Below are 25,323 nucleotides of genomic sequence, written 5' to 3' on the forward strand. Positions count from 1 at the left end.
GGCTGGGCGGCAGGAGGCCTTGATTCTACGGAAGGCCTGAATAAGTGGCTGCGACGGCGCATCGCTGCTTTGCGGCGTGCTCGCTCCCGCGCCTATCCCTTTGATATGTCTTGGTCGCTGCGCGCGCCGCGCCTTGCGCTGCGTCCCTCTCGCTCACTTATTCAGACCTTCCCTACGTGGCGCAGAAACAAAAACGGCGTGCGGGGTGCGCACGCCGTTCTGCTTGCTGGCGGTGCCGATCAGATCAGCACGTTGATCACTGCGTTGCCGATGCCGATGAGCGCGGCGCCCGAGATGAGGCCAGCGCAGATCGGTTCGAGGCCCCCGACCCAGATCGAGTGGCCACGCGTGCCGGGCTTGCCTTCGTTGCGGCGGTTCATGAACCAGAACAGCAGCGCGCCGACGAACATGGTCAGCGATGCATCCGGCGGCAGCACCACGCCCAGGCCGATCGACACGGCAGAGAGCGGGAAGCGGCCCTTGGTGACGATCTTGGCGACTTCGATCGCGATTGCGGCGAGGCAGGCGACGACCATCGCGATGACGGCCGAGGTGGGCAGCGCCGAGACGCCCTTGGCGATGATCTCGGCCACGCCCTTCCACTGCAGTGCAGCGGGGAAGGCGAAGGCGTCCGAAACGATGGTGGCCGTGGAACGCACGCCGTTTGCATCGGCCGGCAGGAAGAGCAGGAAGAACAGCGGCACGCAGGCCAGCGCGCCGGCGAAGATGCCGATGATGTGGCCGATCGCCTGCTGGCGCGGCTTGGCGCCGAGCATGTAGCCGGGCTTGATGTCGGAGAGCAGGTTCGCCGCGTTGGCCGAGATTTCGGCCGTCATGCCGGCCGGCAGCAAGTTGCTCGCCGGGTTGCTGCGATCGAGCGCGCCGATCGAGAACTGCGTGATCTTGCTCATCGCGCCGATCGGAATCCACGAGGTCAGCGCCATCGAGTTGGTGCCGATGATGGTGAGCACGAAGATCAGCGGCAGCGAGATGAAGCTGAGCAGCCAGGGCACACCGAAGAACTCGTGCGTGACCCAGGCGCCCAGCAGGCTGAATACCGGCACACCGATGTAGGAGACCCACAGCGGCAGCTCGATGCCGGCGAGGATGTCCGGCCCGTTGTCTGCCGGTGCCTTGCGACCGGTCATCGACTTCCAGGCGCTCTTGAAGATCTCCGGCCGGGCGACCAGGCTCACCAGCGAGCCGGTGACCATCATTGCGACGCCCCACCACAGCGACCACTGGTTGACGATCTCGCCGCGGTTGATCGGGATCGTCGTGCCGTCGGCCGCCACGCGCGGCACGATGTCGCCAAGCTGGATCACGATCGGCGCGAGCACTGCGAAGTTGATCACGCCGCCAAGCAGCACGCTGCTCGCGACCGCAATGCCCATCAGACCGCCCACGCCGATCAGCGCCGCATCGAGCGTCACGCGCAGGCCGAGCTGGCGGATGTCGGTGCCGAGGATCTTCGGAATCCAGATGTGGAAGGCGGTGGCCAGGTTGTAGTAGTAGGTGTCCAGCCGTTCGTGGAAGACCCAGGGCTCGGTCATGCCGGCCCATTTGTCCAGGCGCAGCAGCTTGAACTGGATCAGCTTCATCCAGCCATCTGAAATCAGCATCTGGTAAACGCCGGCTCCGGCGGCCACCAGGCCCAGCAGCCGCGCCTTGAACACGCCCACTGCCGCATCGCTGGTGTAGAGCGAATCGAGCACCACGCCGCAGGCACGGCCTTCAGGGAAGGGCATCTGCTGGTCGTTGATGAAGTGGCGCTTGAGCGGGAAGGCGATCAGCACGCCCAGAATGGCGACGATCACCTGCCACACCACGATCTGCCAGCCGGGGATGATCTTGTCGGCGATCAGCATGTAGGCCACCAGGCTCGCGGTGAGCGGGGTGGTCATGTAGCCTGCCGCGGTGGCGATCGACTGGGTGCAGTTGTTCTCCAGGATCGTCATGTCCTTGCCGTAGCCCGCGTTGCTGAGCGCGCGGAACATCGCGAAGGAGAGGATCACCGAGGTCAGGCCGACGCCCAGGCCGATGCCCGTCTTTGCGCCGATGTAAAGCATGGTGGCGGAAAGGATGCCGCCGAGCAGGAAGCCGGTGATCGCGGAACGGATCGTGAGCTGGGCCATGTCGCCCCGATACACGTTCTTGAACCACCATTCGTCTTTTTGCGCCCGCGTCCAGGTGCGGGTCTGTTCTTCGGTGAGATTCTGAATGGCCATGTGTTGTATGCGCCTGTGGGTTGATCGGCAGTTTCGCCAGCGCGACGGGTGCAACCGGGTGGGTTGCGCCATCGCGGGGCGGGCGCATTGTGACAGAGCGGTGAGGCCGGAAGATAGGGGCCGGTCAATCTGCCGTCAGAGTGGGCCTGCGCAAGCGGTGCCCGCCCCTCTTTCACTTTCGCCGCGCACGGGGTGCTAGCTGTGAAGGCTCAATGGGTTGTTTCGGGTGTTCACCCGGCGAAGTTCTGCGAGACTGGAAGTCGCCAAACACCCAGCCACCCTAGAACCAGGCCCCGGCTGAACACGCATAAAGAATGCCCGATTGACGTATCTGCGTCGCTTGGAGGCGGCTCAGGACATCACTGATCGCGGCCTGCCGGCCGCCCGGAAGTGGCTCAAACGTCTGCCCGCCAATGTGCGCAGGTCGCTGCTCGGCGCAGTTACGGCCGGCGGCGGGACCAAGTCGACTTGCCCTTCATGCGGGGCGACGAGGGTGGTGCAAGGAAGTGCCCGGGGGACGAGCTGGGGATGTGCGATGGATCCGAAATGCTGGCAGCGGCTGGGGGTGCCTGAATCCAAGACCCGGCGACCCCACAGGCACCAGCCGCACTACAACTGGAAGTGTTTGGCCGCGCCATCCAGGTCATTGGACAACCGGTCAAGCTGCACGATTGCGCCACTGACCACGGCAATTGCTTGCTCGGTTTCTTCGACCATGATGGAGATTTTTTCAAAATTCTGCGCAATGCCGTTACTGGCTTCGCGCTGCTCGGCCATTGCATGCGCGAGTTGTTGAGTCCGACTCAAGGTTGAATTGGCGCTGGCACTGATTACAGCCAAGGCATCGGCTGCCTTATCTGAATAGACCACGCCGCTTTCTACCAAGCCAACCACATCCTGCATTTTGGCCACAGCCATTTGGGTTTCTGACTGCACCAAGCCTGTTGTGCGCGCAATATCCCCGGTCGCCGTGCTTGTTCTTTCCGCCAGTTTGCGCACTTCATCCGCCACCACTGCAAAACCCCGCCCTTGTTCCCCGGCTCGTGCCGCTTCGATCGCGGCGTTCAGGGCCAGCAAATTGGTTTGATCGGCAATCTCGCGAATCGTATTGGCAATCGAATCTATTTCCCGGGTGTGCCCGGCCAGCAGTTGAATGAAACCCGAAGCCTCCTTGGCTTGCTCTGCAATCGAACGAATCTGGATCGACGACTGTTCTACCAGTTTGGAACCTTCAACAGCCCGATCTCGCGATTCTGTGGAATTGGATTCGGTTTCTTCGGCACCATGTCTCACTTCATCGATATTGACGGCCATCTCTTCAATATTGGCCGCAGCCGCTGACGTGGCGTCGGAAGTAATCAGCGCGATATTGTTCATCGCGGCGGTCTTCTCGCGCAAATCCTTGGATGACAGATTCAATTGCTGCGCCGCCGTACGGAAACGTTCCGCCATCGAGCGCAAACTGACCTGCATATAACCCATTGTTTCAATCAGGCTCCCAACAGGGCTTTCAGGAATTCTGGTGTTGAGATTTCCCTCTGCGATTGTTTTTGCAATCTGCTTCGCCAGATCTGGCTCCCCCCCTAAATCCCTGAAGATCTGTCGGTAGAACCAGACGCCGAGTCCTGTCACGAATAAAAAGAGCACCATGCCAACTACCAGGAACACCAGTGCCTGCCGATAAATCGCGTCACGGATATCGTCAACAAAGAAACCAATGCCCAATACCCAGCCCCAAGACTTGAAGTCCACCAGACCATTCAATTTCGGATAGGGTGTCTTATCCGTGCCGCCGGGCTTTGGCAGATGTACCTCTTCCAGCTGACCTTGCGAAAAAGGTAGATTGCCGGCCTCCAGCATGTCCAGGTACTCAGGATTAGCAATATGATCCGACGTGGTGACAGTGCCGATCTTCTTAGGGTCCGGGTGCACCAGCATCAAATTGTCGGGAGTGCGCACAAAAAAGTAGCCGCCTTTTCCCTGCATGCGGGTCAAGGCCGCCTTAGCTTGCTGCTGGGCTTCTTGCGTCGAAAGCCGCCCCGTGCGCTCCTGCTCGTGAAAATAGTTGAGCAAGCCAACACCCTGCACCAGCAATCGGTCAATCTGCGATGCACGCTCCTTCAAGATGCCGGTCTGGATGCGCTGCAATGCCACTCCGCTCACCAAGACCAGACTGCCCATGGTGGCGAGAATCATCAGCTTGATTTTGTTCCGCAATAGCATTACGTCTTCCCCCCAGAAGAACCATAGCACCGCTGTGGCCAATCAATAGTACTGAAACCAAGGCTCCTTGTGTGCCAGATTGAGAGTTGGGGTGCGGCCTCGGGTCTTGGATTGGCGCTTGATGGACTCGGCCCGAAAATGTGCATTCGGGGCGCGCTTGTGCGGGGTTGAAAGAGTTGGTGTCTGGATCGGTGCCCTGCTTTGGCTGAGGGCACGGAAGACCTGCTCTCGGCGCGATTCGAGCTGATGAGCGTTCTTGGGGCGTTGCCTCGCTGGATTCGCAAAAACAATGGAATCCGCAGCAATGAGTTGCGGCCGGTGAGGATGTCTTCCGTTGCAGTAAGAACAGCCTTGGTCGGAAGCCGCGCATTTTTCACGAGCGACTCGTACAGACCTCATCACCCCAGCCGCATCGCTTGCGCTCAACGAAATTGAGCGCACGACTTGTCGGCCAGATATTCGGCGGCGTCTCTTGGCCTAAGTCGACCAATCGCCTGGCCGGCTTATCTCGCCGCCCTGAAAGCCCCCCTCAGCGGCCCGCCGAGCCGGCAATGGAGTGGGTGAGGCGCTGGCGTGGCACCCAGCGGCCGATGGCGAAGTGGCCAAGGCTGGTCAGCGCCAGAAGCAGGGCGATGCCAAGCGCCCACATGATCCATAGCAGCGGGCCGACCCAGCCGATCACCGCCACCAGCCAGGGTTGCCCGATCACCACCGCGGAACCGAAGGCCGACAGCCCCAGGCGCAGCGACTCGACCATTGCCGGGTCCGCCCACGCGAACCAGGCGGGTAGCGGCCAGTCGCGCAGCAGGCTTGCCAGTGTTTGCGCGTCGGCCGCGCCGGCTGCGCTGGCCGCCCAGCCGGCCAGGCTGTGCATCAGCGCCACCGCACCGCTCCAGAGCAAAGCCAGGATCAAACTGATCGACCACAAGACTGCTTTCATCGTCGTGCCCTCCATGTGCTTGCTATCGCTTCGTCAGAGGCCGGCAGTCGCGAGAAAGTTCCAGCTGCACCGGGCTGGGCGTTCACGTGTCTTGCTGCTGCAGGGCGACTCAGCCGGGCGGGGGGGATTGCGCTGCGGGCGGTGGCGGCACATCCGGCGTGGCCGGGGCGGATGCTTCGGCGGGCGGCGTTGGCGCACTGGCGTCGGCGGCGGGGGCCTCGACCGGCGATACCTCCGCAGCCGGCAGGCCGCTTTCGGGGCCGGCCGGCTCGACGGCGTCCGCGTCGCTTTGTGCCGGCGGCGGCGCGCTGGGGCGTGGGCGCGGGGCGGATGCCTCGGCTTGCGGTTCGGTGCCGAACATGGATTCGTACCAGGCCTTGATGCGGCCGCCAAGCGTGGCGTCCTGCGCCTTGGGAAAACGCGCGCTGCTGCTGATGAGGCGGGCGCCCTGCGCGCGCGAGAAAACGTCGCCGACAATCGGCAGGGCGCTGCGGGCACCCTGGCCCCAGTAGTCGCTGCGCAGGGTGATGCGGGCATCGTTGAAGCCGACCCAGGCACCGCCCACAAGCTGCGGATGCATCAGGATGAACCAGCCGTCGGTGTTGTCTTGCGTGGTGCCGGTTTTGCCGGCCAGGTCGCCGCGCACGCCAAAGCGATTGCGGATCGCACTGCCGGTGCCGCGGTCGATCACGCCGCGCATTGCGTCAAGCAGCATGTCTTCGGCTTCGGCCGAAATGGCGCGCTGCGCATCGGCCGGGTGGAATTCTTCCAGCACTTCGCCCTTGCGGTTTTCGATCCGCAGCACCATTGCCGGTGCGATGTAGTGGCCGGCGTTGGCGATGGTGGCGTAGGCGCTGACCATTTCGTACAGGGTCACCGGGCTGGTTCCGAGCGCCAGCGAGGGGACCTCTTCGAGCTTGCTGTCGCGCACGCCCATCGCGCGGGCAAGTCTGGCGACGCGCGCAGCGCCCAGTTCGTGAACCAGCTGTGCGGTGATGCGGTTGCGCGACAGCGCGAGTGCGGTGGCAAGGCGCATCGGCTCGCCCGTCGGCGGGGCGGCATCGTCGGGCCGCCAGACTTCGCCGCCCGGCAGCGGGATCTCGACCGGGGTATCCAGCAGCGTGTCGTCCGGCTTGGCGCCGTCTTCGAAGGCGGCGCCATACACGAAGGGTTTGAAGGTGGAGCCCGGCTGGCGGCGCGCCTGGCGCACATGGTCGAAAGCGTCTTCGGCATAGTCCCGGCTGCCCACCCAGGCAAGGATGGCGCCGGTACGCGGGTCGATCGCCATGAAGCCCGCTTCGATGCGCGTTTTCTCGGCACGCAGCGCGCGCATGAAGGCGGCGTCGGCAAGCAGGCGCTTGAGTGCCGCGGCCTCGGATTCGCCCCCCGCCTGCGCATCGGCAAATGCCTTGCTGTCGCGCACCAGCGCCTCGACCACCCGGTTGCCGGCTCGCCATTGCCCTGCCCAGGCACCGTCGGCCACGCCCTGCAAGGCGCTGCCGCGTTGTTCCACCGCACGGGTGGCATAGGTTTGCAGGCGGGCGTCGATCGTGGTTCGCACGACCAGGCCATCGGTGTAGATGTCGTAGTCGTTGCGGTCGGCCCAGTCGATAAGCCATCGCTTCAGGTGCATCACGAAGTGCGACGCGGGGCCGGGCTCGGCACGCTGGCGTTCAAAGTCGAGCTTGAGCGGCCGCTGGGCCAGCGCTTCGTAACGCGCGGTGGAAAGCTTGTCCTGCCGCGCCATCAGCGACAGCACCAGGTTGCGCCGCTCGCGCGCGCGTTCGGGGTTGAGCACCGGGTTGTAGTAGCTGGTGCCCTTCAACATGCCGATCAGCGTGGCGCTTTCCAGCAGATCCAGCGCTTTGGCCGGCTTGCCGAAATAGGTGCGCGCCGCCATGTCGATGCCGTAGGCGTTGAAGAGGAAGGGCACCGTGTTGAGGTAAGTCTCAAGGATCTGCTGTTTCGAGTACACCGCCTCGATCTTCAGCGCGGTGATCGCCTCCTTGAGCTTGCGGGTGAGGTTCTGCTTGCGGCCAATTTCGTCCGGGAAGAGGTTGCGCGCGAGCTGCTGGGTGATCGTCGATCCGCCTTGCGTGTCGCCCTTCAAGGTCGCCAGCGTGGCGCCGGCAAGCCGGCGGAAGTCGATGCCGTGGTGGGCGTAGAAGCGGCGGTCTTCGGTGGCGATCAGCGCTTCGATCACGCGAGGGGAGATCGCATCGAGCGCCACCCAGTCGCGGTTGCCGCGCTTGAACTCTGCCAATGCCTTGCCGTCGGCCGTGAGGACCTGCGTTGGCGCCTCTTCGCGCGCCTTGCAGATATCCGAGATGCCCGGCGTGAAGGGGATCAGCAGCAGCACCCACGCGAGCAGCAGCGCGGGCGGCGTCGCCAGCGCGATCAGGATGTCGCGCCGGCGCGGGTGGCGCAGGCGTTGCCAGAGCGCCTGCAGCGCAGGCTTTACGGCAGACCATGAGATGAATGACAGAGCTTGAGGCACGATCAGGTACGCGGGGGTTCGGGGGCCTGCGCATTATGCGCCCGCCGCTTGTGCCCAGGCGCTGGGCGCGGCAGTGATGGCTGCGCAGCTGCTGCAAGGCCACAGCTTGATCAGACTGATGGAGCCGGCCTTGCCGGACACCTAGAATCGCAGGCATGACATTTCGCCCCGCTCTGCCGCACACCCACCGGCGCGCGCCAGCCCTGGTGCCGTCAAGGGCTTCCTGCCAATTGCCTTGCGCACAGCGCCGCTAGCGATGTCGACACACTTTTCGCTCGTGGTCGTGAAGGCCCCCGGTGACACCGGATTCGCCTTGGCAGAGGTGCTGGCCCCATTCGAGCAACACAGCCGGTCAGAGCCTTACGGCAGGTTCTGCGACACGTCGGCGCGCTTGCGATGGGAGTACGAACACAGCGTGGTCGACCCGATCCTCTGGTTCACCCGCGAGGTGACCGAGCCGCAGGCCGGGATGATCTGCGCCGGCGATGTTCCGCTGCAAACGGCCTCGCCTGCTGCGGACACGGCAGCGGGGCGCAGCACGCCACTCAAAGCCTTGTATCCCCGATTTGAAGACTTCCTGCTTGCGGAGGGCTACTCGCCAGCCGCCATTGCAGCCGGCCGTATCGGCTACTGGTACAACCCTCAGCGCCGCTGCAATGGCTGGCTGCTTGGCGGAAGGTGGCGCGGTTTCTTCAAGGTGAAGCCCGGCTTCGAAGCGCAGACTCGCTTGGGCGACCCGCTCCGATACGATGACCCAGCGCCCGAGGGCTTTGCTGATGTAGTGCTGAAGAAACACTGGGACGTCGAGGCGCAGCGTACGCAGAACGTGCGGCGCGCCGTGGCGGCCCATGCGGCTTTTCATCATGCGAGCGATGGCGTCGCAGGTGCGGCGCCATCGCGTGCCCAGGCGCTGGGGATGCTGGATGCGATCTCGATCGAACGTCTGGTGGGCACCCGCCTGGCGCCTTGCCCGGCACACGGCGCGATGCCGGAGTCCGGCGAAGCCAATGCCTACCCCGCGGTCACCCGCGCAAGCCTGGCGCGCTTTGGTGCAGATGAGGCCGGGTTCGTCGAGTACGTTCGTCAGAACACCGCCTTGCCGTTCGCGCTTCTGGTGGATGGCCAGTGGTATGCCGAAGCCCGGTTGTTTGACCATGGCGCCGATGCGGAACGCGTGGCGCCGCAAGATTGGGTTCGTGAGGCCTCGGCGCTGCTGGCGGCACAAGCCGACGACGCCGAATTGTTCGCGGTGGATTGCTACCTCTAGGCTGCCGCACCCGCGTTCGTCCTTGGGCGTCAAGCTGCGACACCACAAAGCACAAGCCCGCCAACCGGCGGGCTTGTGCTTCCCAGCTGCCCAGAGCGTGCGCTTACTTCAGATCGAAGCGATCCAGATTCATCACTTTCACCCACGCAGCGACGAAGTCGCGCACGAACTTCTCGCCCGCATCGTGCTGCGCATACACCTCGGCCAGGGCGCGCAGCTGCGAGTTGGAGCCGAACACCAGATCCACCCGGGTGCCGGTCCATTTCACGGCGCCGGTGCGGCGGTCGCGGCCTTCGAAGCGCTGCGCGCTCTCATCCGCTGGATGCCACACCGTGCCCATGTCGAGCAGGTTGGTGAAGAAGTCGTTGGTGAGCCGGCCGGCGCGCTGGGTGAACACACCGTCCATCCCACCGCCGTAGTTCGCGCCGAGTACCCGCAGGCCACCCACCAGCACCGTCATCTCGGGCGCCGAGAGTGTCAGCAGCTGCGCCTTGTCGACCAGCAGTTCCTCGGCCGGCACGCGGTACTGCGCCTTCTGGTAGTTGCGGAAGCCATCGGCCTGCGGCTCCAGCGGCTCGAAGGAGGCAGCATCGGTCTGCGCTTCGCTCGCATCCATGCGGCCGGGGGCGAAGGGCACCTCGATCGCGTGGCCTGCGGCCTTGGCGGCGGCCTCCACCGCGGCCGAACCGGCGAGCACGATCAGGTCGGCGAGGGAGACTCGTTTGCCACCACTCTTGCCGCCGGTGGCCTGCGCGTTGAAGTCACGCTGAATGCCCTCCAGCACACCGAGCACCTTTGCCAGCTGCGCGGGCTGATTGACCTCCCAGCCCTTCTGCGGGGCGAGGCGGATACGCGCACCGTTGGCGCCGCCGCGCTTGTCCGAGCCACGGAAGCTCGCGGCCGACGACCAGGCGGTGTAGACCAGTTCGGCTGTCGTTAGGCCCGAGCCGAGGATCTTCGCCTTCAGCGCGGCCACATCCGCGGCATCAACCAAGGAGTGATCCACCGCCGGAATCGGGTCTTGCCAGATCAGGTCTTCGGCTGGCACTTCCGGGCCAAGGTAGCGCCCCTTCGGCCCCATGTCGCGGTGGGTGAGCTTGAACCAGGCGCGGGCGAAGGCGTCGGCGAAGGCGGCCGGGTCCTGATGGAAGCGGCGCGAGATCTTTTCGTAGATCGGGTCGAAGCGCAGCGACAGGTCGGCCGTGGTCATCATCGGCGGGTGCTTCTTCGACGGGTCATGCGCGTCGGGGATCATGTGCTCCGGCTTCACGTTCTTCGCCACCCACTGGTGTGCGCCGGCGGGGCTCTTGGTGAGTTCCCACTCATAGCCGAAGAGCATGTCGAAGTAGCCGTTGTCCCAGGTGGTGGGGTTGGGCTTCCAGGCGCCTTCGATGCCGCTGGTGGTGGTGTGCACGCCCTTGCCGGTGCCGAGCTGGTTGATCCAGCCAAAGCCCTGCGCCTCGATCGGCGCCGCTTCCGGCTCGGGGCCGACGAGCTTCGGGTCACCCGCGCCGTGCGCCTTGCCGAAGGTGTGGCCACCGGCGACCAGCGCCACGGTCTCTTCGTCGTTCATCGCCATGCGGGCGAAGGTTTCGCGCACGTCGCGGCCACTTGCCACCGGGTCCGGGTTGCCGTCCGGCCCTTCCGGGTTCACATAGATCAGGCCCATCTGCACCGCAGCCAACGGGTTGGCCAGCTCACGGTTGCCGGAGTAGCGGCTGTTCGGCTTGTCCGACGTAGCCAGCCATTCCTTCTCCGCACCCCAGTAGATGTCCTCCTCGGGCTGCCAGATGTCGGCACGGCCGCCACCGAAACCGAAGGTCTTGAAGCCCATCGATTCGAGCGCGACGTTGCCCGCGAGGATCATCAGATCCGCCCACGAGAGCTTGTTGCCGTACTTCTGCTTGATCGGCCACAGCAGCCGGCGCGCCTTGTCGAGGTTGCCGTTGTCCGGCCAGCTATTGATCGGCGCGAAACGCTGGTTGCCGGTGCCCGCGCCGCCGCGGCCGTCTGCCGTGCGGTAGGTGCCAGCGCTGTGCCAGGCCATGCGGATCATCAGGCCGCCATAGTGACCCCAGTCGGCCGGCCACCAGTCCTGCGAGTCGGTCATCAGCGCCTTGAGGTCCGCCTTCAGCGCGGCGTAGTCGATCGACTTGAAGGCCTCGGCGTAGTCAAAACCCGGGTCCATCGGGTTCGAGGCCGGCGCGTGCTGATGCAGGATCGAGAGGTTCAACTGATTCGGCCACCAGTCGCGGTTGGACTGCCGGGCGGGGGTGGTGCGGGAACCGTGGCCGAAGGGGCATTTCTGTTCGCTGCTCATGATCGCTGTCTCCGTTTGAACCGATGAAAGTGTCGGGGTCTGGCTTCAAAGCGTAGTCGTCGGCACGGGGCATCACCATTGAATTGAGGCGATGATGGCGATTGATTCTGGCTATGAATGGCCGCTAATTCGATAGCGGCTTTCGTCGGAGCGCTGCCGGCGCTGCAAAGTGCGGCTCACGCTCGCGGAGAACACTGCATTGTCGTCAGCGACACGCAATCCACAAGAACTGTCGTTGCCTGTGTGCTGGCTCAGAGAAGGCGCATGTCGCGCATTGAAATGTCGTGTGTTCAGGTCTAGGTTTGGCTGGTACATGTCTTAGCGCGCAGCAGCATCCACACTGCATCGGAGAAAGACCATGGCATCCCGCACCCGCATCGGCACCCGTCATCCTGAAAGCGGGGCGCTTGCCCCGGTGAGTGAAGCCACCTGGGCCAGAGCAAACTGGCCGCTCGGCGCGCACTTCGATGGCACCGACCTCTGCGTGGCGGTGTACTCACGCCACGCAAGCCATGTACTGCTGGAGCTTTACGAGCAGCCAACCGGCCTTGAGGCCAGTCAGGAATACTGGCTTCAGCCCAACCCGGCAGACGCCATCTGGCGTGGCCGCATTGCGGGCGTCAAGCCGGGCACCTGTTACGCCTTTCGCTGCTGGGGTCCGAACTGGCCGTTCAACGAAAGCTGGGCGCGCGGCAACAGCGGGGCTGGCTTCGTGTGCGATGTGGACACGGCGGGTAATCGCTTCAACCCCAACAAGGTGCTGTTCGACCCCTACGCGCGCGAGCTCTCGCACGACAAGGAAACCCCCGCAATGCTTGCGGCCGGCCACGACGGCGGCATGTACGGCACCGGCGGCGCGCATTACAAGGGGGTGCTGCGGCGGGAGTTCGATACCGGCCCCTGGGTGCCCAAGGGCATCGCGCTGGCGCCGGACAAGACGTCGACCGGCAAACGCCCGATGCTTCCGGCCGAGCGCGCGGCGATCTACGAGGCGCATGTGCGCGGCCTGACGCGGCACGAGTCCGCGTCACAACTGCACCAACTGCTCGGCGGCGTGCACGGGTTCTCGCATGTCGTGGATATCCCGCACGCACTGCGCGGCACCTACGCCGGCGCGGCCTTGATGGCGCCGTACCTGAAGGCGCTTGGTTTCAGCACCATCGAACTGTTGCCGGTGCACGAATCGAGCAACGACGCCAACCCTGACACCCATTCCGGTGGCAACTACTGGGGCTACATGACCTTCGGCTACTTCGCGCCGGATCGCCGCTACGCGCACGATCGCTCGCCCGGCGGGCCGACGCGAGAGTTCAAGGCCATGGTGCGTGCCTTCCACGAGGCCGGCATGGAGGTCTACCTCGACGTGGTGTTCAACCACACCGGAGAAGGCGGTAACTGGGGGCAGAACGACGTCACCGGCTTTGTCAGCTTCGGCGGCTTTGATGCGGCCGAGTACTATCAGATGGCCGACAACGGCTCCCTGGTGGACGGCGCAACCGGCTGTGGCAACCAGCTCAATTTCTCCAACCCGGTTGCCGACGCGCTGGTGATCGATTCGCTGACCTACTGGCTCAGCGAAATGGGGGTCGATGGATTCCGCTTCGATCTGGCCCCGGTGCTGGGCCGTACCCCGGATGCGGCGGCGCGTGAAAACTGGGGCGAGCAACGCCGCTTCTTCCAGACCCACCCCCTGCTTGATCGCATTCGCGATCTGGGCATCCGATACCGCGCCGAGATGATTGCCGAGGCCTGGGACATGTGGGGCTACGAAGTCGGCAACTTCCCCGCCGGCTGGGGCGAATGGAACGGCCGCTATCGTGACGCGGTGCGCCGCTTCATGAAGGGCGACGGCAACACCCAGAGCTTCATCGATCAGGTAAACGGTGACTGGAAATCCTTCAACGACCAGGGCGGTGCGCAGCGCTCGATCAACTTCATTGTCGCGCACGACGGTTTCACGCTGATGGATCTGGTCAGCTACAACAGCAAGAACAACTCCGCCGCGTGGCCCTTCGGCCCCTCTGACGGCGGCAACGACAACAACGACTCATGGGATAGCGACGGCGACGAGGCCCTGCGGCGGCAACGCCTGCGCAACTTCTGGACGATCCAGTTCTTCTCGCGCGGGGTGCCGATGGTGGTGTGGGGCGACGAATTCGGCCGCACCCAGAACGGCAACAACAACGCCTACAACGTTGACGGTGTGGGCACCTGGAACAACTACGCGATGGCCGTGACCAACCGCCCCACCGCGCTGCCGCTGGCCGAAGGCGCCTACCACGACAACTTCGGCACCGCCGACTGCGCGCCCGACTGCAACCCGCTGTTCCGCTTTGCCGCTTTCGTCGCCGGCCTGCGCCGCGATCACCGCTGCCTGCGCCAGCGCAAGTACGGCGACTTCGAAATGGATGCGGGCGACGATGTCACCTACATGTTCAAGCAGCCCGACTGCGAGACCGACCTCGCCCCCGGCGACCGCGCACTCACCTTGCGGGTGGATGGCAGCGCGGTCGGCGACCACGACTTCCTGCTGCTGATCAACATGCAAAGCCAGCCGGTGGACTTCACTATCCCCGCCAGCGACGGTATGCGCTGGCTACGCATCATCGACACCGCCGCGTGGGCCGAGCACGAATGCAACCGCTGGCCGGCCGGGCCTCATGCAGCAGTCATCGAAGGTAGCTACCGCGTGCACCCGTATGCGATTGCAGTGCTACTGGAGGCGGAAGTAGCCTGATGAGGGGGTTGAGCCTGCGGCGTGGCCTTCCGACGCAGGCTCAGGCCGTCTCGGCGAACAGCTCGCGCCCGATCAGCATGCGGCGGATTTCGCTGGTGCCGGCGCCGATCTCGTAGAGCTTGGCATCGCGCCAAAGGCGCCCGACGGGATACTCGTTGATGTAGCCGTTGCCGCCGAGGGTCTGGATCGCCTCACCGGCCATCCAGGTCGCCTTTTCGGCGGCGTAGAGGATGGCGCCGGCGGCATCCTTGCGCAGCGCGCGTGCATGGTCGCCGCGGTCGCAGGCCTGCCCCACCGCATAGACGTAGGCGCGGGTGGCTTGCCAGGTGGTGTAGAGGTCGGCCACCTTGCCTTGCATCAGCTGGAACTCGCCGATCGCCTGGCCGAACTGCTTGCGGTCGTGGATGTAGGGCATCACCACATCCATGCAGGCTGCCATGATGCCCAGCGGGCCGCCCGAAAGCACCGCGCGCTCGTAATCGAGCCCGCTCATCAACACCTTCACGCCATTGCCGACGCCGCCCATCACGCTCTCGGCCGGCACTTCGCAATCCTGGAAGACGAGTTCGCCGGTGTGCGAGCCGCGCATGCCCAGCTTGTCGAGCTTCTGCGCCACCGAGAAACCCTTCATGCCCTTCTCGATCAGGAAGGCGGTGATGCCGCGCGGGCCGGCGGCAGGGTCGGTCTTCGCGTACACCACCAGCACATCGGCGTCCGGCCCGTTGGTGATCCACATCTTGGTGCCGTTAAGGACGTAGTGGTCGCCACGCTGGTCTGCCCGCAAGCGCATCGACACCACGTCGGAGCCGGCGTCCGGCTCGCTCATCGCGAGGGCGCCGACGTATTCGCCCGAGATCAGTTTCGGCAGGTAGCGCTCTTTCTGCGCAGCGCTACCGTTGCGGTGGATCTGGTTCACGCACAGGTTCGAGTGCGCGCCGTAGGAGAGCCCCACCGAGGCCGAGGCGCGCGAGATTTCTTCCATCGCAATGATGTGCGCGAGGTAGCCCATGTTGGCGCCGCCGTAGTCCTCACCGGCGGTCATGCCGAGCACGCCCAGGTCGCCGAACTTGCGCCACAGATCCATCGGGAACTGGTCGCTGCGGTCGATCTCTGCCGCACGCGGCGCGATCTCGCGGGCCGCGAAATCGGCGACGGTGTCGCGCAGCATGTCGAGGGTTTCACCGAGGGCGAAGTTCAGACCGAGACTCATGGATCGGCTCCTGATGCTGGGGATGTGGGCGGCGCAGCGCATGCCTTGTGGGTCAGTTTGCGCGCCGCCGGTACGGATTGCGAGGGCCCGTTCGGGCCAAGGCGTTGCGGTGGGGGCATCTTACGGCGCGGTGCCGCAGGCGGATGTCCTGCGCCCGACAAACGGCCTTGACAGCCAATGCCGCAGCGCAACATAAGGCGAGTACACTGATCCGCTGGACGCCGCCCCATGAGTACCGAACTCGAGTTTCCCTTCGCCGATCTGCCCGCGCCGGGTGCCACGCTGTGTGTCGAAGCCGGTGTGCACTGGGTGCGTATGCCGCTGCCCTTTGCGCTCGACCACATCAACCTGTGGTTGCTCGACGACGGCGAGGGCGTGGCCATCGTTGACACCGGCATCGGCCATGCCGACACCCGCGCGCTGTGGGGTCAGGTGTTCGCCACGCTGGCCCGCCCCGTCACGCAGATCATCGTCACCCACGCCCACCCGGATCACATCGGCAACGCACGCTGGCTGGCGGATCGCTTCGGCGTGCCGGTGCATGTCACGCTCGGCGAGTACCTGTGGGCGCATGCCGTTCGCGATGCGCGCGCCGGCTTCACATCCGAAGCGATGGTCGCGCTGTTCCGCCGCCACGGGCTTGACGACGCCCGCGCGCAAGCGCTGCTGGCGCGTGGCAACAATTACGCGCGCGGCGTGCCCGAATTGCCGGAAAGCTATCTGCGGATTCGCGATGGCAGCGCAATCACGATTGGCGGCAACACATGGCGCGTGATCGCCGGCTACGGCCATTCGGCCGAACACGCCGCGCTGTGGTGTGAGGCGCTGCATGTGCTGATTTCGGGCGACATGCTGTTGCCGCGCATCTCGACCAACGTGAGCACCAGCACCGTTACGCCGCAGGACGATCCGGTCGCGCAGTACACCGAATCACTCGCGCGCTTTGCCGCGCTGCCCGCCGACGCGCTGGTGTTGCCCTCGCACGGGCGGCCGTTCCGCGGTGCGCAGGCACGCATTGCGCAGCTGGTGGCGCATCACGAAGAACGCTGCGGCGCGCTGCTCGCCGCGCTGTACCAGCCGATGAGCGCGGGCGAGCTGCTCGCCACGTTGTTCCCCCGCGAACTCGACACCCATCAGGTGATGTTCGCGATGGGCGAAGCGATCGGCCACCTCAATCACCTTGCCGCCCGCGGGCTTGTAAGCCCGGTGGAAGCCGCAGGCGGCATGCTGAAGTTTGCGCGTACGGGCACTTGAAGCCCGGCAGAGAAAACAAGTCACCAAGGGAGAATCCATCATGGCCGCAACGACCGAACTGCCCAAGCCCGAGATGCCCGATCCGCAAGAGGTCGCCAAGACCTACGCCGAGGTCGCCCAGCGTGCATCAAAACTGCTGCACGAGCATGTGAAACGCCAGGCCGCACGGGGCATCTCACCACCGGAAGACGAGTTGGGCATCGCCCAAGCCTTCATGGACATGATGGCCAAGCTGCTCGCCAACCCCTACAAGCTTGCGCAAGCGCAGATGAACCTGGTGTGGGATTACTTCTCACTGTGGCAACACTCGACCATGCGCTTCATGGGCATGAGTGGCGCACCGGTTGCGGCCCCCGCCAAGGAAGACAAACGCTTCAAGGATGAGGAGTGGCAGGACCACTTCCTGTTCGATTTCATCAAACAGAGCTACCTGATCTCGGCGCGCCACATCCACGACGTGGTGAGCAATGTCGAAGGCCTCGACGAGATCTCGCGCAAGAAGGTCAACTTCTTCACCAGCCAGTACATCAACGCGCTGTCGCCATCGAACTTCGCGCTGACCAACCCGGAGGTATTCCGCGAAACGGTACGCAGCCACGGCCAGAACCTCGTCAAGGGGCTCAACAACCTGCTGCGCGACGTGGAAGAGGGCGATGGCCAGCTGCGCGTGAAGATGACCGATACCTCGGCCTTCGAGTGCGGCAAGAACGTCGCCACGACGCCGGGCAAGGTGGTGTTCCAGAACGATCTGATCCAGCTGCTGCAGTACACCCCGACCACGCCGGACGTGCTCAAACGCCCGCTGCTGATCGTGCCGCCTTGGATCAACAAGTACTACATCCTCGATCTGCGCGAGAAGAATTCGCTGATCAAGTGGGCGGTTGAGCAGGGCCACACCGTCTTCGTGATGAGCTGGGTGAACCCGGACGCGAAGCTCGCCGAAAAGGGCTACGACGATTACGTGAAGGAAGGCGTGCTCGCCGCGGTCGACGCGATCGAAACCCAGACTGGCGAGAAGCAGATCAACGCATCGGCCTATTGCCTCGGCGGCACCCTGCTGGCCACAACACTGGCCTACATGACCGCCAAGAAGGACAAGCGCATCGCCAGCGCCACCTTCTTCACCACCCTCACCGACTTCTCACAGCCGGGCGAACTGGGGGTGTTCATCGACGAAGGTCAGGTCGCCAGCCTTGAGAAGAAGATGGCCGAGCGCGGCTACCTTGAAGGCACCGAGATGGCCAACACCTTCAACATGCTGCGCAGCAACGACCTGGTGTGGTCCTTCGTGGTGAACAACTACCTGATGGGCAAGGATCCCTTCCCCTTCGACCTGCTGTACTGGAACTCCGATTCCACCCGCATGCCAGCCAAGATGCACAGCTTCTACCTGCGCAACATGTACATGAAGAACGCGCTGGTGCAGCCGGGCGGGATCGAGATCGACGGTGTGAAGATCGACCTCTCGAAGATCAAGGTGCCTTGCTACTTCATCTCGACGATCGAAGACCACATCGCACCGTGGAAGAGCACCTACCTCGGCGCCAAGGTATTTGGCGGACCGGTGCGTTTCGTGCTCGGCGGCTCGGGGCACATTGCCGGCATCGTCAACCCGCCGTCGGCAAACAAGTACGGCTACTGGACCAACCCGACCAAGGCATTGCCCGAAACCTCCGAAGACTGGCTCGCAGGAGCCTCGCAGAATGCCGGCTCCTGGTGGACCGACTGGCAGGCCTGGGTCACCGCGCACGACGACACCAAAGTGGCAGCGCGCGACCCGGTTGGTGGCGTGCTTGGCGTCATCGAGGATGCGCCGGGCAGCTTCGTCAAGGCGCGTCTGGACAAGGCGCCCGAGAAAGCGGCTTGAACATCGCATCAAGGGGGCATTGGCCCCCTTTTTTGATTCAGGCGAATAGCGCGCAGGCACCTATCGCACTAGACTAGCCGATCGACGCAAATCCAGGAGGCATCAAATGGCCGGCCGTCCGTCCAGAATCCTTTCCCTGCTGCTGTCTTCGGCTGTTGCGCTGACTGCCAATGCCACGCTGATTCCAGCGGCATTTGCGCAAACAGCCCCTGCTGCCGATGCCAAGCAATCCTCGGGCAAGGTCTTCTCCCAGCAAGAACTTGATGAACTGCTTGCGCCCGTAGCACTGCACCCCGATGCACTGCTCGCGCAGATCCTGATGGCCTCGACCTACCCGCTCGACGTGGTTGAAACCGCGCGCTGGCGCAAGGCCAATCCGAAGCTCGAAGGCAAGGCGCTGGAAGACGCCCTCCTCAAGCAGCCCTGGGATCCGAGCGTCAAGGCACTGGCCACCTTCCCCACCGTGCTCGACATGATGAGCGAGAAGCTCGAGTGGACGCAGAAGCTCGGCGACGCTTTCCTGGGCCAGCAGAAGGAAGTCATGCAGACGGTGCAGAAGCTGCGCAGCAAGGCCAAGGAAGCCGGCTCGCTGGCGAGCACCAAGGAACAGAACGTCACCACCGCGAACGAGGGCGGCACAACGATCATCAAGATCGAACAGTCGAACCCCGAGGTGGTCTACGTGCCCACCTACAACCCGGCCGTCGTGTATGGCTCGTGGTGGTATCCGGTGCCGCCACCGTATTACTACTATCCCCCCGCCTATGTGCCCGGCGCGGCCTTCTTCACCTTTACGGCCGGCGTGATCGTGGGCGGTGCGCTCTGGGGCAACTGCAACTGGGGTGGCAACGACATCAACATCAACGTCAACAAGTACAACAACTTCAACAAGACCAACATCAGCAACAAGGAATGGAATCACAACACCGATCGCCGGCGTGGGGTTCCCTACGAGGGAGCAGGCGCACAGAACCGCTATGGCAGTACGCAAGCGCGCGACAACAAGGCGCGTGACGAGTACCGCGGTCGTGCCGAGCAAGGCAGGCAAGACCTGAGCCGCGACCCGGCCACGCGCGAGCGCGCCGCACAGGCAGATCGCGATCTGGCCAACGACCGCGCACGCAACAGCAGCCGCGATACCCCAAGCGCCAGTTCGATGGATCGCAGCGGCAGCCGCGACAGCGCCGCCAGCCGCGACCGCGCGACGGCCAATGCCAGCGCCAGCAATCGGGCCAGCACGTCAGACCGCAGCAGCGCATTTGGCAACTCAAGCCAGGGGCAATCCGCGCGCGACTACGGTAGCCGAGGCAGTTCAAGCCGCGCGGGCATGAGCAGCAGCTCTGCCGGTGCGCGTTCTACCGGGGGTGCACGCGCTGGCGGTGGTGGCGGACGCAGCGGTGGCGGCGGACGTGGACGCTAATTCGCTTGCGACAACGCTAACGGACGGATGACGACATGACACACACACTGCACCATCGAATCGCCAGCTTCGCGCGGCGACTGGCTCTTGGCGGCGGTATCGCGGGCCTGCTCGCACTGGCGCCAGCCCTTGCTGCCCCAAGCGTCTTCCAGACGCCGGAAGACGCCGCCGCGGCCCTTGCCGCGGGCGTCAAGGCTGAAAGCGGCAAGCAGATCCTCGCCGTGCTCGGTGAAGAGTCCCGCGAGTGGGTCTTCACCGGCGACAAGCCCACCGACAAGAAGAACTGGGGAGACTTCCTCGCTGCCTACGAAGCGCAGCACACAGTGGTGGAGCTTGAAGACGGCAAGGCCACCCTGATAATCGGCGCGAACCGCTACCCCTTCGCGATGCCGATCGTCCGCGTGGCCGGCGGCTGGCGTTTCGATCCGAAGCTGGGCAAGGAAGAGATCCTCAACCGCCGCATCGGCAAGAACGAGCTGAGCACCATCGAGGTGCTGCGCCAGGTGGTGCTTGCCCAGGGTGAATACCTGCTGATGAAGCGCGGCGCCAACGGGCAGGCCCAGTACGCCACCCGCTTTGACAGCACGCCGGGCAAGCAGGATGGCCTCTACTGGCCAACCGCGGCCGGTGAGCCGCAGAGCCCGCTTGGCCCGCTGGTGGCCGAATCCGAAGCACAGGGTTACGACAAGCAGTCGCGCAAGATCGCCTTCAACGGCTACCGTTTCCGCATGCTCGCTGGCCAGGGGCCGGATGCCGCCGGGGGTGAGCGCACCTACACGGTCGATGGCGTGACGCAAGGCGGCTTTGCCGCGATCGCCTTCCCGGTCGGCTATGGCGTGACGGGCGTCAAGACCTTCGTCGTCAATCAGGAAGGCCAGATCTACGAGAAGGACCTTGGCCCGAAGACGGTCGAAATCGCCAGCAAGACCACGCTGTACAACCCGGACAAGACCTGGAAGCGGGTTGATCTGAAGTAAGCGCGCCAGCAGCGCCAGCAAGGGGGTCGGGTGTCATGCACCCGGCCCCTTTGTGTTCTTGGCGCCGCGCTCAGGCGTGTCCGCGCCGCACCAGCAGCGATGCGCATCGCCGCAGTTGCAGGGGCAGGTCTGATTCCGCTTCATCCAGCGTTGCCGCCATGGCGTGGCAACTCTCCACCAGCTTGATCACATGCTCGTCCGTGCTGTTGAGGGCCACCTGGGTCAGGGTGGGCCAATCCAGCGGCGGGCCGTCGTCGGCGTAGGCCATTGGCCAAGGCCGGCCGATCGCCACATACACGGCACAGAACGCAAACCAGAATCGCTGCAGGCACGCCGCATGGTCGCGCATGAAGGGCCACAAAACCTGCAGGGCGTGCAAGGCCGTGATCAGGTGCAAGGCCGAAAAATCGGCCGTCGCCCGATACAGTCTGGTGGCTGCCAGCGCCAGACTGCTCCACGCCCGATCGGCGCCCTTCTCGATTCGCAGGGGCGACACCGCAGCGGCAAAGGCCGGATGCCGCATCACCTCGACCAGCCGCCGCATGATCATGGGTTGTTCGAAACGCACTTCGGCGAGGGCCGTACCTTGCGCCAGGGCACGCAAACCTTCCGCTGCGCCGGTGCTGCCCACGCCCGTGGGCAGCGGGGTCAGCGTGCGGTAGGCAGCAAGCATGGCTAGCCCCCCGGCCATCTCGGTCGCACAGGCGAAACGCACCCCGTAAGCAAGCCGGATCAGGCCGTGAAAGGCGGCAGTCGAAATCCCCTCAAGCAAGGCCGGCAGCCAGTCGGCCAACACCTGTTCTGGCCCCTGCAAGGCAATTTGGCCGGTGAAGAAATCGAGCCAGGCCGGGTAGCCCGTACCGTCACCCAGTGAAGGGCTGGCAACCGCCGCCGGCGCGGGCGGCAGTGGCCGCACCTGGCCCCGATAGTGGGCGGTGAAGCGGTCCAGAACCATTGCATCGGCACCCAGCGCGCTCAGCGCAGCCAGCGTCATCGGCAGGTGATTGGTAAAGCCGTTGGTCAGACTCGTGTCGTCGCTCCGCAAGGCGGTCAGGCGTTCGACAAGGGGGAGGGCAGGCGCTGTCATGGCGGGGTCTTTAGGGAAGGCCTGAATAAGTGGCTGCGACGGCGCATCGCTGCGTTGCGGCGTGCTCGCTCCCGCGCCTATCCCTTTGATATGTCTTGGTCGCTGCGCGCGCCGCGCCTTGCGCTGCATCCGTCTCGCTCACTTATTCAGACCTTCATTAGCTGGCCGAGGCCCATTCTTGTCCGCAGTGGGCGCAGACATCAAGCACACGAGCGTATGGGTTATCGTGTCGCCCTCACGCAATCGCCTTGCTGCACCATGCCCATCGCCCATCGCTACCGGCTGCTCGCCAGCCTTGCCTGCGCCCTGCTCGCGCCAGCCGCCCATGCCGAAGACTGGTTCGTCGTTTCCGGCGCCTCGTATCACTTCGAGCGGCGCGACGAATTCCGCAGCGACAACCCCGGCATCGGCTGGGAACGCCCGGACCCGGAGATCCCGCTGGTGTACGCCGTGGGCTACTACCGCAACAGCTACGACCGCGACACCTTCTACGCCGGCGCCCGCTGGGAACCGCTGCGCTGGCAATACGCCAGCCTTGGCATCTTTGCCGCCTTCGCCAGCGGCTACTGGACACCGGTGGTTGCGCTGCCAATGCTCAGCCTGCAGTACGAACGCGTCGGCATCAACTTCGTCGCCGCCCCGACGATCCGCGACTATGTGGGCTACGTCGGCGCGCAGGTGAAGGTCCGATTCGACTGAGCGACATGTCGCCGCGCCTGCGGCGCAGTCGATGCTGATCGGCAGGGGCGAGTGCGGACAATGTCCGCCCGATTGGCCACTTCGAAGCGGCCCGCAGGGCGGCAATCGGCGCCGCGGTGCGCGTGGCGAAAGCCCCGGATTCCGGCGCGTGCCGTCATCCGGGCTCCTTGCGGGTCAGGCGATGCGGAACTGTTCGGTCAGCGCATGGGTCTGGGCCGCAAGTTGTTCGAGGTGGCGGGCGGACTCGGCCACCAGCGTGGCGGCGGTGCTGCCGGTTTCGGCGTTGCGGGCAACGAATTCGACCTGTTTGGTGATTTCGCGCGCCGCCGCAGCCTGTTCGCGCAGCGCGTGGCTGATGTCGTGCACCGCGGCCAGCACCCGTTGCGAGCCGTCGAGGATGCCGGTGATCGAATGGCCCGCCTGCTCGGCAAGTTGCACGCCGCTGGCGGCCTGGGTGACGCTGCTGTTCATCTCCTGCACCGCGCGGCCGGTGCATTGCTGAATCTGGCTGATCATGCCGCCGATTTCGCCGGTGGCCTTGCCGGTGCGTTCGGCGAGCTTGCGCACCTCGTCGGCCACCACCGCAAAGCCGCGGCCCTGTTCGCCGGCGCGGGCCGCTTCGATGGCGGCGTTCAGCGCGAGCAGGTTGGTCTGATCCGACACTTCGCGGATCACGCCGACGATGCTGGAAATTTGCCGCGAGAGTTGTTCAAGCTCGCCGATGCTGCCGGCGGCGGTGTTGATGGCGGCGGCGATGCGCTGCATTTCACTGCTGGCGTCGCCGATGACGCGCCCCCCTTCGCTTGAGCTTTCGGCAGCTTCCTGCGTGGCGCCCGAGGCAAGATTGGCGCGGTCTTCCACCATGTCGATCGATACCGACAGTTCCTCCACCGCAGCAGCCATGCCCGATGCGGTGCTGGACTGCGCCTGCGAAACCTCGGCGCTGCGCCCGGCCGCGGCGGCAAGTTCGGTCGAGGCCTGGTTCAGCGCCTCGGCGTTCTGGCGGATCGTGGCGATGAGCTCGTGCAGCGAATTTCGCATGATCGCCACGTCGCTGATCATCTCGCCCAGTTCGTCGTTGCTGCCGGGCGGCAGCGTGGCGGTCAGGTTGCCGCGCGCGATGGCGCGGGTGGCGTAGCGGGCGGCACTCAGATTGCGCAGGATGTGGCGCTGGTTAGCCAGTGCAAACGCCAGCGTGAGCCCGCCGCCCAGCGCGATGAGGATGATCGCGCGCATCAGGTTGCTCTGGAAGTTGCGCTTGCTGGCCTCGTACGAATCGGCCGACACGCCGATCTGGTAGCCCTTGAGGCGGTCGATCGATGCTTCCTGCACCATGCGCTGAGCCTGCAGACTCTCGTGGATGGTCTTGCGCGCGGCGTCCAGATTGCCGGCCTCGATTTGCTCCATGCCCTGCTCGATCAACGCCCACATCGCATCGCGCTGCGTAAGGTGTGCGTCGGCGAGTGGCTTCTCGTCAGGCGTGACATCGGTGGCGAGATAGCTTTGCCAGGCCTTGGCAATGCCTGCCTTGTTCTCATTGATCGCAGCGCGGTGCTTTGCAACTGCGGCCTTGTCGGCGGCCTCCTGCTCGGCGAGCAGCAGGTCGATCAGGCTCATCTGGTTAAGGTCGTTGATTTCAGACAGCCGGTCGATCGGCACCAGCCGGTCTTTGTAGATGGTGGCAAGCGCATTGCTCGCGTGGCGCAGGTTGAACAACCCGTCGCTGGCCACCAGGGCAATCGTGAGCAGCGGAATCAGTACCATCAGCCACAAGCGGGAGGCGACACGCATGGCCGGCAGACGCAGCCGCCCGCGACTTGTACGCACTTGGCCCTGCGCCAGCCGGATGCCGGGGTTATCACGCATGCGGGCGTAGAGCGCTTCGGCTGCCGCAACCTCCTCGCGGCTCGGCCGGGTGCGCACCGATGAGTAGCCGCTATCGTCCGGCAGCGGGGCAACGGCGGCCCGCACCCAGTAATGGTCACCGTTCTTGCGCCGGTTCTTGACCATGCCGGACCACGGGCGGCCCTTCTTCAGCGTGGCCCACAGGTCGCGGAAGGCTTCGACCGGCATGTCCGGATGGCGCACAAGGTTGTGCGGCGCCCCGATCAACTCGTCGCGGGTGAAACCGGCCGCCTCGACGAATTCTTCATTGCAGGCGGTGATCTGCCCCTTTTTGTTGGTTCGCGAAATGATCGCGGCGCCATCGTGCAACACGTATTCGTTCTGGGTGACAGGCTGGTTGTTGCGCATTGGCGGCCTCGCTCACGAAGGGATGTCCTGCTCTGCGTTGTAGACCAACGGCATCCGGCGCCAAGAACTTGAATACCGCCTGCTTGAAACGAAGGCATTTGCCACAGTCGCGGCTGGAGGCGCGGTGCGAAGCCGGCGCCGCAGCGATGGCGACGCGCCAAGAAAAAGCCCGCCCGATGGCGGACGCATCAAGTTGTGCGATAGCGCAACTTGGCCGCTGAGCGGCTTATGCCGGATCCGTTTTGGCCCCGTGGATTCTTGTCGTGTTCTCCGCATTCCTGGCCGTTGCCGTTGAAGCCGGTCTATTGCGGCGCGCCTTCGGCGGTGAAGATGTGGGGGGGCGA

15 protein-coding genes are annotated in these 25,323 nt (G+C 64.7%); 7 read left to right on the top strand and 8 right to left on the bottom strand.

Translation table 11 applies throughout. The features are described from left to right. Positions 1 to 239 precede the first annotated feature (239 nt). From OPU71_RS06395 to OPU71_RS06410, 4 genes are all read right to left on the bottom strand, one after another. Positions 240 to 2,228 (bottom strand): OPT family oligopeptide transporter, encoded by a 1,989-nt coding sequence (locus OPU71_RS06395; protein WP_267726326.1) that lies wholly within the window; start codon positions 2,226 to 2,228, stop codon positions 240 to 242. A gap of 609 nt (positions 2,229 to 2,837) precedes the next feature. Continuing rightward, a complete protein-coding gene (locus OPU71_RS06400; protein WP_267726328.1) occupies positions 2,838 to 4,424 on the bottom strand; it encodes a methyl-accepting chemotaxis protein in 1,587 nt (528 codons plus the stop codon). 556 nt (positions 4,425 to 4,980) lie between these two features. Then, the gene (locus OPU71_RS06405) at positions 4,981 to 5,391 is read right to left on the bottom strand and encodes a hypothetical protein (protein ID WP_267726330.1); all 411 of its coding nucleotides are present in this window, start codon (positions 5,389 to 5,391) and stop codon (positions 4,981 to 4,983) included. A gap of 109 nt (positions 5,392 to 5,500) precedes the next feature. Then, positions 5,501 to 7,888, bottom strand: coding sequence for a penicillin-binding protein 1A (locus OPU71_RS06410; RefSeq protein ID WP_267726332.1), 2,388 nt, complete (start codon positions 7,886 to 7,888; stop codon positions 5,501 to 5,503). A gap of 256 nt (positions 7,889 to 8,144) precedes the next feature. Here OPU71_RS06410 and OPU71_RS06415 point away from each other — a divergent pair, with 256 nt between their 5' ends. After that, entirely contained in the window at positions 8,145 to 9,155 is a 1,011-nt protein-coding gene (locus OPU71_RS06415; RefSeq protein ID WP_267726334.1) for a hypothetical protein, read from the top strand. Between the two features lie 103 nt (positions 9,156 to 9,258). On the opposite strand, the gene katG is transcribed toward OPU71_RS06415, so the two are convergent. Further along, the gene (gene katG / locus OPU71_RS06420) at positions 9,259 to 11,475 is read right to left on the bottom strand and encodes a catalase/peroxidase HPI (RefSeq protein WP_267726336.1); all 2,217 of its coding nucleotides are present in this window, start codon (positions 11,473 to 11,475) and stop codon (positions 9,259 to 9,261) included. Between the two features lie 358 nt (positions 11,476 to 11,833). Between katG and OPU71_RS06425 the strand changes: the two genes are divergently transcribed. Next, positions 11,834 to 14,212 carry a glycogen debranching protein gene (locus OPU71_RS06425; protein WP_267726338.1) on the top strand — a complete coding sequence of 793 codons (2,379 nt, stop codon included), beginning with the start codon at positions 11,834 to 11,836 and terminating at the stop codon, positions 14,210 to 14,212. A gap of 40 nt (positions 14,213 to 14,252) precedes the next feature. Here the strand turns inward: OPU71_RS06425 and OPU71_RS06430 are convergent, their stop codons facing one another. Then, complete coding sequence (locus tag OPU71_RS06430; RefSeq protein ID WP_267726340.1) at positions 14,253 to 15,422, bottom strand: isovaleryl-CoA dehydrogenase; 1,170 nt, start codon at positions 15,420 to 15,422, stop codon at positions 14,253 to 14,255. Positions 15,423 to 15,650: 228 nt separating this feature from the next. Between OPU71_RS06430 and OPU71_RS06435 the strand changes: the two genes are divergently transcribed. The 4 genes from OPU71_RS06435 to OPU71_RS06450 all read left to right on the top strand — a co-directional run bounded on the left by OPU71_RS06435 (position 15,651) and on the right by OPU71_RS06450 (position 20,940). Beyond that, positions 15,651 to 16,676 (top strand): MBL fold metallo-hydrolase, encoded by a 1,026-nt coding sequence (locus OPU71_RS06435; protein ID WP_267726343.1) that lies wholly within the window; start codon positions 15,651 to 15,653, stop codon positions 16,674 to 16,676. A gap of 40 nt (positions 16,677 to 16,716) precedes the next feature. After that, on the top strand, positions 16,717 to 18,543 hold the full coding sequence (phaC, locus tag OPU71_RS06440; protein WP_267726345.1) for a class I poly(R)-hydroxyalkanoic acid synthase: 1,827 nt from the start codon (positions 16,717 to 16,719) through the stop codon (positions 18,541 to 18,543). Positions 18,544 to 18,649: 106 nt separating this feature from the next. Continuing rightward, complete coding sequence (locus OPU71_RS06445) at positions 18,650 to 19,963, top strand: DUF3300 domain-containing protein (RefSeq protein WP_267726348.1); 1,314 nt, start codon at positions 18,650 to 18,652, stop codon at positions 19,961 to 19,963. 35 nt (positions 19,964 to 19,998) lie between these two features. Continuing rightward, a complete protein-coding gene (locus tag OPU71_RS06450) occupies positions 19,999 to 20,940 on the top strand; it encodes a DUF2950 domain-containing protein (RefSeq protein WP_267726350.1) in 942 nt (313 codons plus the stop codon). Positions 20,941 to 21,010: 70 nt separating this feature from the next. Here OPU71_RS06450 and OPU71_RS06455 read toward each other — a convergent pair whose 3' ends face one another. After that, complete coding sequence (locus OPU71_RS06455; protein ID WP_267726352.1) at positions 21,011 to 22,027, bottom strand: questin oxidase family protein; 1,017 nt, start codon at positions 22,025 to 22,027, stop codon at positions 21,011 to 21,013. Between the two features lie 258 nt (positions 22,028 to 22,285). Between OPU71_RS06455 and OPU71_RS06460 the strand changes: the two genes are divergently transcribed. After that, complete coding sequence (locus OPU71_RS06460; protein WP_267726354.1) at positions 22,286 to 22,726, top strand: hypothetical protein; 441 nt, start codon at positions 22,286 to 22,288, stop codon at positions 22,724 to 22,726. A gap of 174 nt (positions 22,727 to 22,900) precedes the next feature. On the opposite strand, the gene OPU71_RS06465 is transcribed toward OPU71_RS06460, so the two are convergent. Beyond that, positions 22,901 to 24,979 carry a PAS domain-containing methyl-accepting chemotaxis protein gene (locus OPU71_RS06465; RefSeq protein ID WP_267726356.1) on the bottom strand — a complete coding sequence of 693 codons (2,079 nt, stop codon included), beginning with the start codon at positions 24,977 to 24,979 and terminating at the stop codon, positions 22,901 to 22,903. Positions 24,980 to 25,323 lie beyond the last annotated feature (344 nt).

This window comes from Niveibacterium sp. 24ML, assembly GCF_026586805.1.
Classification (GTDB): domain Bacteria; phylum Pseudomonadota; class Gammaproteobacteria; order Burkholderiales; family Rhodocyclaceae; genus Niveibacterium.

What these genes read in the sequence shown, in the direction of transcription:
- OPU71_RS06395 (WP_267726326.1), bottom strand. Translation starts at nt 2,228, where the DNA reads ATGGCCATTCAGAATCTCACCGAAGAACAGACCCGCACCTGGACGCGG.
- OPU71_RS06400 (WP_267726328.1), bottom strand. Translation starts at nt 4,424, where the DNA reads ATGATTCTCGCCACCATGGGCAGTCTGGTCTTGGTGAGCGGAGTGGCA.
- OPU71_RS06405 (WP_267726330.1), bottom strand. Translation starts at nt 5,391, where the DNA reads ATGAAAGCAGTCTTGTGGTCGATCAGTTTGATCCTGGCTTTGCTCTGG.
- OPU71_RS06415 (WP_267726334.1), top strand. Translation starts at nt 8,145, where the DNA reads ATGTCGACACACTTTTCGCTCGTGGTCGTGAAGGCCCCCGGTGACACC.
- katG (WP_267726336.1), bottom strand. Translation starts at nt 11,475, where the DNA reads ATGAGCAGCGAACAGAAATGCCCCTTCGGCCACGGTTCCCGCACCACC.
- OPU71_RS06425 (WP_267726338.1), top strand. Translation starts at nt 11,834, where the DNA reads ATGGCATCCCGCACCCGCATCGGCACCCGTCATCCTGAAAGCGGGGCG.
- OPU71_RS06430 (WP_267726340.1), bottom strand. Translation starts at nt 15,422, where the DNA reads ATGAGTCTCGGTCTGAACTTCGCCCTCGGTGAAACCCTCGACATGCTG.
- OPU71_RS06435 (WP_267726343.1), top strand. Translation starts at nt 15,651, where the DNA reads ATGAGTACCGAACTCGAGTTTCCCTTCGCCGATCTGCCCGCGCCGGGT.
- phaC (WP_267726345.1), top strand. Translation starts at nt 16,717, where the DNA reads ATGGCCGCAACGACCGAACTGCCCAAGCCCGAGATGCCCGATCCGCAA.
- OPU71_RS06445 (WP_267726348.1), top strand. Translation starts at nt 18,650, where the DNA reads ATGGCCGGCCGTCCGTCCAGAATCCTTTCCCTGCTGCTGTCTTCGGCT.
- OPU71_RS06450 (WP_267726350.1), top strand. Translation starts at nt 19,999, where the DNA reads ATGACACACACACTGCACCATCGAATCGCCAGCTTCGCGCGGCGACTG.
- OPU71_RS06455 (WP_267726352.1), bottom strand. Translation starts at nt 22,027, where the DNA reads ATGACAGCGCCTGCCCTCCCCCTTGTCGAACGCCTGACCGCCTTGCGG.
- OPU71_RS06460 (WP_267726354.1), top strand. Translation starts at nt 22,286, where the DNA reads ATGCCCATCGCCCATCGCTACCGGCTGCTCGCCAGCCTTGCCTGCGCC.
- OPU71_RS06465 (WP_267726356.1), bottom strand. Translation starts at nt 24,979, where the DNA reads ATGCGCAACAACCAGCCTGTCACCCAGAACGAATACGTGTTGCACGAT.